Origin of the sequence: Oribacterium sp. KHPX15 (assembly GCF_900107835.1) — a bacterium.
Classification (GTDB): domain Bacteria; phylum Bacillota; class Clostridia; order Lachnospirales; family Lachnospiraceae; genus Oribacterium.
This window is the reverse complement of the sequence record NZ_FNRG01000029.1, coordinates 1-14,233: the sequence shown is the minus strand read 5'-3', so window position 1 is coordinate 14,233 and position 14,233 is coordinate 1. Positions and strand designations below refer to the sequence as shown.

Genomic DNA, 14,233 nt, shown 5'->3' with positions numbered 1-14,233 from the left:
ATCCTTCCAACTGGATTATATGTAAATTTAAATCTTATCCCACCTTGTCAGTCCGTATTTGCATCCAAAGAAATAACAGCTGTCACATTCGATGATGCATTTGACCTCATTATCTGAAAGTCCGTTTTCCTGGCTCAGAATCTGTCCTTCAAGTGGAGTAGTATTAAGCTCTTCAGGATTCTTAAGAATGATGATTCCTTCCGCTTCTGTGGTGATAAAGAGCCGTCCGGCGGAATCCATGAACAAGTCCCTGACCTTCATCCCCGGAATCCCGTCATTCTGATCCAGGTTAGCGGTTATAGTCCATTTTTCATCTGTTTTTTCGGCAATACTTAAACCTCCGTATATCATCTGACCGCTGCCAATGAGAACTTTGGTGTCTGAAAGCGGAAGTATCGCATTTATGTAGCTATGGGGAATACCGTCGTCAACATTCAGGTAAGTCCATCCTGCATCCGAAAAAATGCTTATGCCTCCCTTTTCCCTTGCAAGATAGGAACCAAACCACAGTTCATCACCAACTTTCTTTATGACCTGAACCACATCTTCTGAGAGTCCTGACTCTGTTGTCAGTATTTCGTCCACAACCCAGGATCCTTCCCTTAGACTTAAATGCGCGGCTCCGTTCTGACTTCCTGCCCAGAGACCGTCTTCATCTGCCAGAAGTGTATTTACGCGGCCTTGGGGGATTTCAGGGGAACTGAATCTATATACCTCATTATACTCCATGTCAAATGCACTTAAACCGTCCTCATGTCCTACCCAGATGAGACCGTCCTCTGTCTTTGTAATCATGGCGGAAAAGATCATATGTATATCCGGATCCAGCTTTTTTATCGTTTCACCGGTATCTCGATTGATAATGAATACACCTTCTCCCGTACCTGCCCATACCTCATCCCCGTCGTCAAACAGTGCTGAGATTTCCGTACCTGCCATAAGTACCGTTAATGCTTCATCCTTTTGCGTCACCGGTTTTCTCGTTAAGATCTGATAGGCGATACCTGAAATTATGAGCAGTCCGAATATTATTACAAGTATCAATATGCTCTTTTTATTCATACTTATCTCCAGTCCTACACCTTAGTACTGCGGCGCAAGTAGTACTTACATGCAGTTTTCACAGTATGTGGCCCTCTTCCATATATAGGTGTCTGTCACAAAACGCCAATGCTTCTGCTTCACTGTGTGTCACCAAAATGGCTGAACATTTTCCCTCACAGAGCTCCCTGGTGCGTTTGATAATGTTTTCCTTCAAGTCTTTGTCAAGATTCGAGAAAGGCTCATCCAACAGCAAAAGCTCTCTCTCACAGGCAAGGGCTCTTGCAAGAGCAGCCCTGCGGGCCTGTCCTCCGGATATCTGATATGGGTAGCGCTTAAGTAAATCACCAATTCCGTAAGCATCCGCAAGTTCCCTGACAGTCTTATCCCTGTGTTCCCTGTCTTTGTGAGGACATCCGAAAAGGATATTTTCACTTACCGTCATATTATTGAATAACAAACTGTCCTGGAACACCATAGATACTCCTCTTTTGTGAGGAATACAGGAAAGCGGTTCGTTATTCTTTGTGATGGTTCCTGAATCAGCCATTATGATACCGGCGATAATCTGAAGAAGCGTTGATTTACCGCAGCCACTCTCTCCCTGTATGGATATAAGCTCACCATCATCTATACTAAGGGAAACATTATCCAAAGCCCTTACTGATGGGTATTCTTTTATTATACCTTTTATCTCGAACATATTGGTCTCCATTCCCTCATAAACGATAGGAGGCACAGATAAAAATCACTAAACTGATTCTAACCACTGTACCCTCATTACCCATTGGAAATATTTCTTCTTTGAAACCACTTTGAAAGTGAACATACAGTTCCCATCATCACCAGGCTCACCACCATCTGCATCATGCAGAAAGCCGTCACCTTCTCTGAGGAACCATAGTGAAGATAGTTATATATCTTAACAGACATAGGTTCCCTTCCTGGCATCATTAGCACAAGGGAGGTCCCCACATCCCCAAGGGCAAGCAAAAAAACTGTTATGCCTGCAATGATAAGTCCCGGCACCATTAGCGGAAGCTGTACCCTCAGGAATGCACTGCCCCTATGGTTTTGCAGAAGCTTCGCTGCACGAATCCTGTCACGGTCTATCCTTAAATAACAGCCGTATTGTATGAGCACAGCAAATGGCATATAACGTATGGCCAGGCCTAAGCCGGGAAATAATGCTCCGTTCCTTAAAACATATAAAGACGTTGAACTGAAGAGTTTCAAAACTCCTATGCCAGTCAAAACCCCCGGAATACACAAGGGAAGCACGGCAATCACCCAGACAATGGTTTTAAAGCTCATATCATCTTTTGAGAGCAGCAATGCCATTGCCGCCGAGGGCACAGTCAGGATAAGCACAGCAATCAGCCCGGAAATACAGGAATTCCATAGCTCTGAAGATGCCGAAATCAGATCATCGCCCAAATTCTGCATAGAAGGAATAAATGAAATAATCGGAAGAATGATCTGAAGTAATGTCAGTAAAACAGCAGTCACTCCTGCCGCCTTCAGCCACTTTGAATAAGCAGGTTTTATCCCTGTCTCAGCCTTCATGGTATAGGAAATATTCTTCAAAGGCAGAAGTGAAAATATGATTACAACAGCAGATGTAAGCATTAGTGGAAAAGAAAGATACAAAGAATGTACACTCTGTCCCGCCGCCGAGTAATCGCTGAATATCTCCATGGAATAAACATTAACCTGAAACAGTGACGGTATTGAATAATCTGTGATGGATAAAACAAATATGATAGCACCGATGGCCAGAAGCCAGGGGAGCTGTTTTGGGAATATCACTTTGAAAAAGACTTTGTCTGCATTGTCAAATAACAAAGCTGCGGACCATTCCTTTTCATTAACCTGATCAAGAGCGATAAGTGCCGCTGCACAGGCAAAAGGCAGGTATACGAAGGTCTCCACCACAACACAGGGAAATATTCCTGCCATTCTGTATCTCAAAACCTCCGGGAAGTATCTTCCCATGAACCTGAGAAAATTCATGTACGAAAGTGCATAAATATATGGCGGTACCGGCGCCAGTGTGAGAAAAAACCAGCGCAGCAGCGACCGCCTGCTAAATTCCGTATAAATCCACAGTGACGCAAAAACCGAAATCATAAGGCAGATCGCCACAGTGAAAAATGCTATCACGAAAGAATTGACCATCAATCCTGCCCTGCGAGCGTTTAGAGAGACTTCTCCCTCAAGTCTTCCCGAAATCATAAAGCAGATTACGGGAAGAAAAGTAAGCAGCATATACACAAGGCATACTGTTGTGATTTTACTGTACTGAAAATATTTCCTGCATGTCATTGCTTGCTGTCTCCAGCATATCATATACTTCCACAAGGTTTACATTCATACCTTTGACTTTCAGGCCTTCGACCGGTGCATCCGGTCTTATGGACAGATCAAAGAATCCCATATCGATAAGCTCCTTCTCCATGTCCAGAGAGATAATGTAATCAATGAATATCTTTGCATTATCTTCATTGGGAGCGCCCTTTATCATGGCTACGGTATTGGGGGTGATCAGGTTGCCGAGGCCTCCCTCCTCCTGATCGGTGAAACACATTTCAACGGGAGCACCATCTTCCAAAGCTTCCTTGGCATCATCAGTGTCGGTATAACCTATCTTAACCTGACCGGCAGCAGCCATGTCCTTGGTTACGGAATTTCCGTCCACTACCTGTACTCCGCTGTCCTTAAGCTTCTGAAAGAATTCCTTGCCCTTTTCTGCACCGATAGCTGCATAAATGGCAGCCGCCTGAGTACGAGTGGTACCGAACATGGGGTATGCTATAGCTATCTGATCTCCCTCATATTTCCCATTTGTAAGGTCAAATATTGATGCCGGATAATCCTTTTCTTCGAGAAGATCCGTGTTCACAAGCAAGGTTCTGGCTCTTCCGCCAAAGGCCGTCCAGTACCCGTCCTTATCTTTATAGGCATCAGGAATATCAGAAGCTACAGGCGAAACATACGGTGCCAATGCTCCCTGTTTCTCGAGTTCTATGGTCTGGGCAAATTCATTGTTCCAGAATACATCACACACCGGATGCTCCATTTCCATGAGTATCTTGTTTGTTAGTCCCGTGGTTTTATTTGCTTCAAGATCATATACAGGGTTCACCTTTATTCCGGTGGCTTCTTCAAATTCCTTGAAGATTTTTTCTGAATGCACCTGATCCACGGCGGTGTAGATATTCACTTCGCCTGAACCCTTTGGAGGTTCTGTTTCGGGCTTTGGAGCTTCTGTTTCAGGCTTTGGAGCTTCTGTCCCGGCTTTTGCCGCTTCGGTTTTTACTCCTTCAGTCTCAGTTTTTGTTGTATTGCCCGCACATCCTGTCAGCAATACAGCAACCAGTCCTGCCGCAAACATTCCTCTGATTCCGATTATTTTCATTTTTCCTTCCTCCCCAATATATTGTTTTTTTAGCCTTGATATACGGCATTTACAAACCTATCTGTCCAACTTTTCTATTGATAATGTTTTTTAGTTTCTCTTTGCAAACAGACCGGGGCTAATGTTAATTCATTCCGCAATAGTCCAAACGTTCCAAAACCGTTTGAGTATTCGTTTCGATCAACGGCTCCGAAGAATTCCTAATTTCGTTTCTTGTTGCCGCTGTTTTCATTGCAAGCCCAGGGGTTCTAAGCATCCTATATACTTTTGCTGCATCTTCATCCCTGATTTCTGCTCCGTTGACAGGGTTCGACCCCGGTTTCATGAAATGCCCTGCACGATAAATAATATCTTCAGCAAGCATTTCCGAATCCCTTTCAAATGCAGCAACAAATTTCTCAGGATCATCGTGCATCTCTTCCAGCTTGTCCATTACCATCTGATATGCTACCGGTACCAGTGCCTGCCGTATCTCGTAAATTCGTTTTTCCTGTGCCCCGATAAGTTCAAGATACTTGCTTCCCTCCGGCACAAAGAGAAAATTAATTTCTTTTGTGCAGGTGTTTGCAAGACAGATCTCACCGGATTCTTCAAAGGTCACAAAATAGAGCCACCCGCTTGGTTCAGTAGTTTCATCATACACCCTTCCCATTTCACGAAGGTCGTCAATGCTTAGCCATGCTCCCGTGGAGATATCCTGCCAGGGACCTGCCACGGAGCTAACGCTCTCTACAGCTTCCCTGAATGATTTATATCCTTCCATAACCGTCCTCTCTTTTTTGGGAACGTCACCCGGTTGAAATTCTACTTCTTCTTCGGCTGACGCTGCATATCAGGTTTTCATAGAAAACCTGATACAAACTCCTGGATACTTTTAAAGTGGCTGCTGTGCATTGCTTCTGATGGCATCTCTGTATTCCTGGATCTTTCTTTCTTCAGCAAGCCTTGCATTCTCCGCCTTTCTGTTGGCAAGATCCTTCAGCATTTTTTCATTGTGTTCCTTGGTAAGATCGCGTTCGTACTTGCCCATCTCTCCGGTAACCTTGTCATAAATATCCTTAGATTCATTTTTTATAGCATCAGTGACAAGTCCAAATGCTTCTTCTGCCTTCTTATTCTCAACCCATGTATCATTTCTTAATTTCTCCAGGGACTCAAGACCTTTCTTAGACATTCCGTTCTGTTCGGCTCTTGCCATATTGGCAGTATCATTCTTAAAGGTTTCCATACGGTTTTCTTTCTGCATATCTTTGACCTTATCAGCCAGATGATCAATTCCACCCTTGACGCCTCCGTTAAAGGCCGCAGAACCAACTCCGTCACTCCAATCCTTTCCTTCTTCAAGGTTGGACCAGACCTTCTTGGCAGCCTCACCGGATGCTCCACCTGTAATCTTATCCATCTTATCTGTCACATAATCAACAGTTCCGTTAAACGCTGCCTTCTCCAGACCGTCGTTCCATTTCTTTCCCTGCTCAAGATTCTTACAAACCTGTTTTGATACTTCGCCGCCTACTTTTCCGGTAAGCTTAGCACTCCAATGCCAGCCATCTCCGCCCATAACTCCTGCTGCTTTGTCAATACACATTTCTGCAGAGGTCGAAAGGAAAGCCTTCCCCATCCCTTCGGCGCCCTTGCCGTCAGCATATGCCTGACTCATATTGGAAGCATACTTCTTTGTTATGTCGTATATATCCTTGATTTTAGTATTACCGGTAACATAGGAAAGTCCGGTCAGACTATAGTCAGCAACCTTCTCGGTTACTTCCGCGATTTTTGTCATCTTGTCCCAGTATTCACCATCGGCTTTATATTTTTCCGCATCCTTCCAAGCTTCTCCTATGGCCTTCTCCATGGCCTTCATGATGGATTCCTTATTATCAAGCTCGCCACCGTATTTCTGCCACATCTTGAAGAGTTGCTCAGCTTCTCTTTCTTCCTTTGCCTGCTGAGCTTCCCATTTCCATTTATCCTCAAGGTACTGCATGCCATCTCTGGAAAGCTTGGAATTCTCTATACGCTGTCTTTCAAGCCATTCCTGAAGGCCTTTGTTGGCATCCTGGTAATACTGTGTATTGGAGGTAGCATTATCATAGCTTATAAGCAGATCTTCAAGGTCATAATAATTACCATTCTCACCTATATACCTTGGGTTACCATTTTCATCATAACCTACGAGACCATACTTCTCTCGCTTTCCCGTTATAGGATTTACGAAGCTTACATCGCCTTCATCATTAAGGCTCCATTCCTTCGGCCTTTCAGGGAAATCATATGGATTCTGAGACGGTGCAGGCGGAACCGGCTCCGGTGGTATATAATCTATTATTCCAGGCGGCATTGGTGGAATGATCGGCCACCCAAACAGGATAGCCAAATCCCAGAAGAACGGTGGTAAAAAGGAACTTCCGAGGGACTTTGGGAATCCGTTATTATGCATGAGGCCACTTAATGTCCTTCCCGATTCGGACCATCCGTTATCATCCGCGAATGCAGTAATGCAGTTAAAAAGCATTGCCCCAAAAGCCACTACGATCATCATCGGAATCATATTCATGGCCTGCTTGCTGCCTCCGCCTCCCAGAACAAAGATCGCCGCAACAAGACCGGCACTTACAAGAAAACGGAAATAAAAATTATAATTAAACAGAAACCATAGTATGACATTAATAGCCGAGTACATAAACAAACCTACGGCCATATAATACATGATCAGCATGCCTTCGGAAAACAAAGGTACTTTAGTTTTACTGCCATTGTGAAGTCTGCCGTCTGCTGAACGCAAGCGGAAAAACAGATATCCGATATCGCTTTGACCTCCCTGTCCAAAAGAAAAATATAAAAGTACAGCAAACACAGGTACAGCAAAAGGATTTCTGATTATGAATCCGAAAATCACAGCGCAGCACAGTCCTAAACGCATATAAATATTATTGGAAAGATTTGAGAGATCTATATAACCGTTGGTGGTGGCTAACTCTTTTGCATTTTCTGCCATCCTCTGTCCATCAGACATGGCTTGATTGTTGGGTATGCCCTGGTTGTTTTGCATTCCCTGATTATATGGCATCCCATTATTAGGCATACCTTGATTGTAAGACATTCCCTGATTTTTGGGCATTCCTGTCCCCGGGCCTGAATTTGTTTTATTTGCAGTCGGATTCGGCTGCACGCCCAATGCCTTCTCATAATGATCCCTCATGGGTATGGCACTTGAGAAATCTTCGGATATGGCTTTGGAACCACCCTGTTTTCTTCTCATGAGCAGTCTGGGAAACAATAGGCCAAGCGCGAAGGTCAGTGGAGCTACAAGATTGCCGGTCAGTGAAAGGCCGGCAGTTTCAAAAGGAGTTACTCCCTTATAAGCTGAGCCTGAATATACTCCTCCTCCGATAAGGTATGGAATAAAAGAAAGTCTTCCCCATGGGCCTCTTCCAGCCCACATGGTATCATTAATCACAGACCAGAAATAAACATTGAAAATAGTGGTCGCTATTGTAACGACCAACATCATCACCAGCATTGCGGGCAGATTCTTGAAAAATCCCGTTATCCTTTGCTTTATCTCTGCCTTAATCAAAGCCATATATGATCTGGGGGCTTTCGGATCTGCACAATATTGCCGAAATGTAGGTTCCTGGAATCTCAGATCATTAATACTACTTTGTATATTTTGATTTCCGGCAACACCATTATTGGCTTGCCGGTTACCGGGATTGCTATTGTACTGTCCGTTCTGATATCCCGGATTATTGTTGTTTTGACTGCCTTGATATCCGTAGCCAATATTACTGTTTTGCCAGTTCTGATTCCCGGAATTTATATTATTGTTTTGTCCGTTTTGATGCCTGGGATCAATATTTTGTCCACCCTGGTATCCGGGACCGGAATTCTTGTTTTGGTTCTGAAACATCTATATTCCCTCCGGTTTGAACATATTACGATAGATACCGCGTATAGTTACCTGGGTACGGAAGCCCCGCATCCGGGACAGAACCGCGAATTCGGACCCAGCTGGTATCCGCACTGTGGACAGAACAGCCGCTGATCGTTCTTAGGCATGATACGAGGCTGCTCTCCGGGCTGAGGAATTCCCTGCGGCGGTACGTTTGGCTTTCCCATGCCCTGCGCCTGCATATTAGAATACGGCATACCCTGTGGAGGTACATTTGTCTGTCCCATGCTCTGCGTCTGAATATTCGGATACGGCATGCCCTGTGGAAGTACATTTGTCTGTCCCATGCCTTGCGCCTGCATATTTGGATGTGCCATTCCCTGCAGTGGTACGTTTGTCTGTCCCATGCCCTGCGCCTGCATATTTGGATACGACATACCCTGTGGCGGTACGTTTGTCTGTCCCATATCCTGCGCCTGCATATTTGGATATGACATACCCTGCGGAGGTACGTTTGTCTGTCTCATATCCTGTGACTGCATATTTGGATATGACATACCCTGCGGAGGTACGTTTGTCTGTCTCATATCCTGTGACTGCATATTTGAATATGGCATACTCTGCGGTGGTATGTTTGTCTGTCCCATGTCCTGTGCCGGCATATTTGGATACGGTATACCCTGTGGAGGAATATTTGGCTGTCCCATGCCCTGTGTCGGCTGAACACTCTCAGATGGCGTCTGTGGCTGCATATCATTTTCTAATTCCTGCTTAAGACGCACCACTTCCTTATCATATGTATTCCCTTCAAGAGGGATAAACAACCATCTGACAAAATACTCATATCCTGAGGATATTCCGATGGCACCTTCTGTCGAAACAACATAGAACTGCCCTTCTTTCAGGCTTCCTTCCTCTTCTTCGTCAGACAATGCAAATGCAAACAAATCCCTCGCATTAAAAAAATTGTCGTCTGTTCCTGCCAGTCTCCACGCGAGACATACCGGCATTGCATCTCCCAAAGCACTCATAAGATTTTTATAATGTTTCATATTCCCCGCTCCGTTTATTGTTAGTCTTCTAAAAAACATATTACCCGCTTTTTGAAAATTATACCTGCACCTGAAATATGGCTGATTATTGCCGTAATATACGGAATAAACCTTACTTTAATAATAAATAATTCTATAATATTATAATATATAAAAATAATTTTCACAATTAAAAGGCACACATTTGATTCTGCATCATCAGTTTCAAATGTGTGCCTGCAACAGTTTAAAACATCTTAAGTTGTATGAATAATTTCTTTTAGGAAACTACAAAATCGATTCAGTGTCTGATCACTTGGATTATTGTAATAATTGCATTGAAGCTCATACACATCCTTTTTATTGTCAATTATTCCTTTTCCTGAGATTACGGTATCTTTTTTTCTTATTTTGAAATGCTTCTTATAATCTTCAAAAAACAATTCATTATATCGATAGCTGTTCAGATATTTATGCGCTGTGGCTCCTCTGAGAAGAACTACATCATTAATTTTTTTGAATTTTTCTGGATTATTCTTCTTGAATTCCCATGAGTTCATCTGAAAATCCATAATGCTATCGTCCAAATCATTCTTTTTACTTTGATCACTGTCTCCAAATGACTTAGACACTCTGTCACATATATCGATTATAACCTTTTCCCGGATACGTCTTTTATCTACAAGATATTCAAATTTATACGGATAATATGTATTGATATACTTTTTCAGACTAATGTTCCATTCCCCTGCTATCTCCTTGTAGCTTTCAGACGATGCAACACCCAAATCACATTTTTCCGTAAATATGACAGACTTCTCCTGCTCCACCTTGTCGATCATATAAAAATCTTCCGTTTCAAAATAAATGGCGATTTCAGGTATAGATGGAGTTATAAGAAATGCATTAATAAATGCAACATCCATATAGTCAGCATTAACACAATAAACCGCATCAAATCCCAGATACCTGTTTATCGCCTTATCGACAGTTGTTTCGAGCCAGTCATAGGGTTGGAAAGTCAAAAATCTCATGTTAAAACCTGAAAAAACAACAATGTTTACAACATTAATATCGATTAAAACAAGAGGTTTTATAAATATGATTTAAAAGAATCAGGTATTTATATCCTGAAAACCTTTTTAGTTCACACTGATTACCATTTCGCCACCATTTCATAAAAACAGCACATAAAACCGTATACCAAAAAGTCAAAGGCCCTAGCATCTATGCGCTTCAGATGCTAAGGCCTTATCCTTTCGTGTGGTCTTCTCATAAATAACCTCACATTCTATATATTTTATGTACAAAGAAGATACGATACCCCGAAATCAAATCAACACTCAAAAATCTAAACTCAATTCATATTTCCAACTATTGAACAATTATGAGTATCTCAAATCTTCTTGTAAAAGAATAATAACATGCGAAATATTTTCCGTCAATTGTATTTTTACAGAATTTATTTTTATTTTATATTGTTTAAATCCATCTTTATAATTGTCATTTTTAATCAGTATCCCATCTTTTGTGTCACGGAAAACCTGTTAATTCAAAAACCTCTTGTAGATTAATCGATTATACTGTGCAATACTATACAAAGCTTTTTTATATGCCAATTGTTTGAAAAATGTTCGATTCAAAATAATCCGAATAAATTGATTTCAATGTCAGATAATATATAAAAAAACAGCGTTAACAGATGCCTAATAAAACTGGTATCTGTATTTCAGAAATATACCGCTAAAATCTGTGGTCTTGAATGAGGATAAATTCTATGGACAAATTAAAGATTTTTATTAAGAAAGAAATAGTACTTGTTATATCAATGATGCTGGCTGCAGTTTCATGTTTTTTTGTCTGTCCCGACAGCCTTTACTTTAGTTATATTGATTACAGAACCCTGGTTATCCTTCTATCCCTGATGATAACCATGGCAGGTTTCCAGAAACAGAATGTATTCAAACAAATAGGTGAATTCCTTGTAAACAAGATGAGCTCTTCGAGAGGAGTGATCATCATCTTTGTGGCACTCTGCTTTATTTCCAGCATGTTCATTACAAATGACGTGGCTTTGCTGACATTTGTGCCATTTTCAATTATCACATTATCGATTGCCAACAGAGAAGATCTGTTTATCAATACCATCGTGCTTGAAACCATAGCCGCAAACCTGGGAAGCATGCTCACGCCCCTTGGGAATCCGCAAAATCTGTATTTATATTCATTATCAAATATGGTCATAGGCGAATTTATCATGCTAATGCTTCCCTACAGCATAGCAGCCGCCATCGTACTCTTTATTTTTTGCATTTTCTGTATCGATAAAAAGAACATTGCCCTGACAGAAAAAACAACATATTCCAGAACCACACATGACAGGAACCTTATACTCATGTATTCTGTTTCCTTTTTATTGTCTATACTTGTGGTTGCTCATGTTATTCCTTATCAGGCAGGCCTCTTGATTATTTTAGCTTCTGTTCTTATATTTGACCGCGAAATAATTTTTAAGCCGGACTATTCTCTGATCCTGACTTTCGTTTTTCTGTTTATATTTATAGGAAACATTAAGAGGATACCTGCCTTGAATGATATGCTTCATACCATTGTGAACTCACACGAAATCAGCACTTCTATCATTTTAAGTCAGTTCATCAGCAACGTTCCGGCAGCAATATTATGTTCCGGTTTTACATCTGACATATCGAAGCTTATCATTGGAACCAATGTCGGCGGACTTGGAACACTCATTGCCTCAATGGCAAGCCTTATCTCGTTTAAGCAATATGTAAAAACAGAAAATGCAGATACGAAAAAATACATCACCGTTTTCACTGTATATAATTTAGTATTTTTACTGGTAATGATTGCTGTAATCTTCGTATTTCGTTAAAACCAACGATTTCCAATCATGGAAGCCACGCTAACCTTGAATAACTAAGTATAATCCGTATATAGTCTTTTTATCAAAAGAACCGCTCTAATCCGGTATCAGTTCTTAGAATTGATACCGGATTAGAGCGGTTTAATAGAATTCAAAATAATCTATATTTATTATTCAACTCGATTTTTTCTACGATCATGCGCCATATAATATTTCCTTTTTTCTTCGTGCATTTTTCCTTCTATAACTTCTAACAGTTTATCCAGTTCTATCTGTTTCATGTCAAAAAAATCATAACCGATAGAAACAGATACATCGTAAGGATGCTTGCTAAACTTGTTTGCATTTTCAAGATTTTTATTAATGCCTTCGATACATTTGTCTGCAACAACTGATTCTGAAGTATTCAATAAAATGATGAATTCATCACCGGAATAACGTATGACACTTCCGCTGGAACCTACGCATGTACGTACTGCATCAGCCACCATTAGCAAGGCATTATCCCCTTCAGAATGGCCATATTTATCATTAATATGTTTAAACCCATTGATATCCATCATCATAAAGCAAAAGCTTCCCAGCTTTTCAAAACAATGACTGAAACGATCCAAATAATATCTGTTATATAATCCGGTAAGTTTATCTATACAAATATTTTCATTTTGTAAATTAATAAACATTAAAACAACACTTACAGCACACCCGGACCATATAATAGATATTTCGGTAAATAACAATTGCAAAACAAGAGAAATAATAATTGGGAAAAAGAATTGAAATACAGGGAAAAATGTCTTAAATCCTGAATGCCTAATTCCTCTGACATAAACCAAAATTCCGATAAAAAAGAAAAACAGGGCATAACCTATATATAGCCAGAAATATTGTCCCCTATAGTACTTACATGATGAATCAATAATAAAGATAACAGGGATGAATAGATTTATCACAAGTCCAGCAACACCTATCAGCGATATATAATTAATCAGAGATTTCAATAATTTAGATGGATTTTGATTTATATGCTGTTCGATTATCAGCACCCATAAAGGTCCAATGATCATCATCGAAAAATACAGCCAGAAATACCCTATGTAGGCGACAAACCTATAGGCAGTAATTTCATATACACCTAAAGAATTAACTATAGTATCAGTAATGCAGGATATTGTAATGACAACAGACAGCCAAAATAGATACCGATTGCAGCGATTTCTACTACTGCCATGGTATCTGCTGGCTAATACACCTATCATGAGCATTACACCCAGAAGATCTACGATATAAACTTCTTGAATATTTTTAATATCCATACATTCAAATAAACACAAACTGAAGACATATCGATAAGGGAGGCTAAAGAAAATAAAAAGCCGGATTATAAAATAATCCATTTCTTACATTTACCTAAAATTATTATCGACAAATTATATTTTTATATAATTACGATAAACAAAAGTGATATTGTAGACTTTCACCACAGATTGACGGCATGTCCGTCATACTAAAAAAACAGGGCATATACCCTGTTTCAAAAGCCGGGATTCGGACTCGAACCGAAGACCTACTGATTACAAATCAGTTGCTCTACCAACTGAGCTATACCGGCATAACTCCTCCAGTTGGACTTGAACCAACGACACCGCGGTTAACAGCCGCGTGCTCTACCGACTGAGCTATGAAGGAATATTTATATGAAGTATCGTACCTTCAAAACAGCATACCATTTATGAATCATTCTCAGTAATCCATCTAAACCTCTAACCTTTCCAGCCTTTTTGGACAAGCCCTCGACCTATTAGTAACTATCACCTGAATGCTTTACAGCACTTACAGCTTAGCCCTATCTACCTCGTAGTCTTCAAGGGGTCTTACTCTTAACGATGGGATATCTCATCTTGAGGGTGGCTTCACGCTTAGATGCCTTCAGCGTTTATCCAGTCCCGACATGCCTACCC

At 40.9% G+C, this 14,233-nt stretch carries 10 protein-coding genes, 2 tRNA genes and 1 rRNA gene; 1 reads left to right on the top strand and 12 read right to left on the bottom strand.

The window, feature by feature from the left end; genetic code table 11:
* Positions 1-27: 27 nt before the first annotated feature.
* The 8 genes from BLV86_RS14305 to BLV86_RS14270 all read right to left on the bottom strand — a co-directional run bounded on the left by BLV86_RS14305 (position 28) and on the right by BLV86_RS14270 (position 10,419).
* Positions 28-1,062: a ligand-binding sensor domain-containing protein gene (locus BLV86_RS14305; protein WP_031554759.1), complete on the bottom strand. Its 1,035-nt coding sequence runs from the start codon at positions 1,060-1,062 to the stop codon at positions 28-30.
* A 58-nt stretch (positions 1,063-1,120) separates the two neighbouring features.
* Positions 1,121-1,744 (bottom strand): ATP-binding cassette domain-containing protein, encoded by a 624-nt coding sequence (locus tag BLV86_RS14300; protein WP_044917204.1) that lies wholly within the window; start codon positions 1,742-1,744, stop codon positions 1,121-1,123.
* A gap of 77 nt (positions 1,745-1,821) precedes the next feature.
* Positions 1,822-3,366 carry an ABC transporter permease gene (locus BLV86_RS14295; protein WP_090818815.1) on the bottom strand — a complete coding sequence of 515 codons (1,545 nt, stop codon included), beginning with the start codon at positions 3,364-3,366 and terminating at the stop codon, positions 1,822-1,824.
* Positions 3,335-4,459, bottom strand: a complete 1,125-nt coding sequence (locus BLV86_RS14290) for an extracellular solute-binding protein (protein WP_049962500.1) — start codon at positions 4,457-4,459, stop codon at positions 3,335-3,337. The genes BLV86_RS14295 and BLV86_RS14290 overlap by 32 nt, the downstream gene beginning before the upstream one ends.
* A gap of 124 nt (positions 4,460-4,583) precedes the next feature.
* Complete coding sequence (locus BLV86_RS14285; protein WP_031554753.1) at positions 4,584-5,222, bottom strand: hypothetical protein; 639 nt, start codon at positions 5,220-5,222, stop codon at positions 4,584-4,586.
* 111 nt (positions 5,223-5,333) lie between these two features.
* A complete protein-coding gene (locus BLV86_RS14280) occupies positions 5,334-8,372 on the bottom strand; it encodes an MFS transporter (protein ID WP_090818811.1) in 3,039 nt (1,012 codons plus the stop codon).
* 47 nt (positions 8,373-8,419) lie between these two features.
* Positions 8,420-9,406, bottom strand: coding sequence for a zinc ribbon domain-containing protein (locus BLV86_RS14275; protein WP_175456572.1), 987 nt, complete (start codon positions 9,404-9,406; stop codon positions 8,420-8,422).
* 236 nt (positions 9,407-9,642) lie between these two features.
* Positions 9,643-10,419, bottom strand: a complete 777-nt coding sequence (locus BLV86_RS14270; protein ID WP_139297933.1) for a hypothetical protein — start codon at positions 10,417-10,419, stop codon at positions 9,643-9,645.
* A 743-nt stretch (positions 10,420-11,162) separates the two neighbouring features.
* Here BLV86_RS14270 and BLV86_RS14265 point away from each other — a divergent pair.
* Positions 11,163-12,281 (top strand): SLC13 family permease, encoded by a 1,119-nt coding sequence (locus BLV86_RS14265; protein WP_031554745.1) that lies wholly within the window; start codon positions 11,163-11,165, stop codon positions 12,279-12,281.
* 161 nt (positions 12,282-12,442) lie between these two features.
* Here the strand turns inward: BLV86_RS14265 and BLV86_RS14260 are convergent, their stop codons facing one another.
* The 4 genes from BLV86_RS14260 to BLV86_RS14245 all read right to left on the bottom strand — a co-directional run.
* Positions 12,443-13,588, bottom strand: a complete 1,146-nt coding sequence (locus tag BLV86_RS14260; protein ID WP_175456571.1) for a GGDEF domain-containing protein — start codon at positions 13,586-13,588, stop codon at positions 12,443-12,445.
* 223 nt (positions 13,589-13,811) lie between these two features.
* A tRNA-Thr gene (locus BLV86_RS14255) sits at positions 13,812-13,884 on the bottom strand.
* 4 nt (positions 13,885-13,888) lie between these two features.
* Positions 13,889-13,961: transfer RNA gene (locus BLV86_RS14250), tRNA-Asn, on the bottom strand.
* Positions 13,962-14,053: 92 nt separating this feature from the next.
* Positions 14,054-14,233, bottom strand: a 23S ribosomal RNA gene (locus BLV86_RS14245); the annotation flags it as partial.

Coding starts and splice junctions, on each gene's coding strand:
- BLV86_RS14285 (WP_031554753.1), bottom strand. CDS start 5,222: ATGGAAGGATATAAATCATTCAGGGAAGCTGTAGAGAGCGTTAGCTCC.
- BLV86_RS14300 (WP_044917204.1), bottom strand. CDS start 1,744: ATGTTCGAGATAAAAGGTATAATAAAAGAATACCCATCAGTAAGGGCT.
- BLV86_RS14275 (WP_175456572.1), bottom strand. CDS start 9,406: ATGAAACATTATAAAAATCTTATGAGTGCTTTGGGAGATGCAATGCCG.
- BLV86_RS14270 (WP_139297933.1), bottom strand. CDS start 10,419: ATGAGATTTTTGACTTTCCAACCCTATGACTGGCTCGAAACAACTGTC.
- BLV86_RS14290 (WP_049962500.1), bottom strand. CDS start 4,459: ATGAAAATAATCGGAATCAGAGGAATGTTTGCGGCAGGACTGGTTGCT.
- BLV86_RS14280 (WP_090818811.1), bottom strand. CDS start 8,372: ATGTTTCAGAACCAAAACAAGAATTCCGGTCCCGGATACCAGGGTGGA.
- BLV86_RS14265 (WP_031554745.1), top strand. CDS start 11,163: ATGGACAAATTAAAGATTTTTATTAAGAAAGAAATAGTACTTGTTATA.
- BLV86_RS14260 (WP_175456571.1), bottom strand. CDS start 13,588: ATGGATATTAAAAATATTCAAGAAGTTTATATCGTAGATCTTCTGGGT.
- BLV86_RS14305 (WP_031554759.1), bottom strand. CDS start 1,062: ATGAATAAAAAGAGCATATTGATACTTGTAATAATATTCGGACTGCTC.
- BLV86_RS14295 (WP_090818815.1), bottom strand. CDS start 3,366: ATGACATGCAGGAAATATTTTCAGTACAGTAAAATCACAACAGTATGC.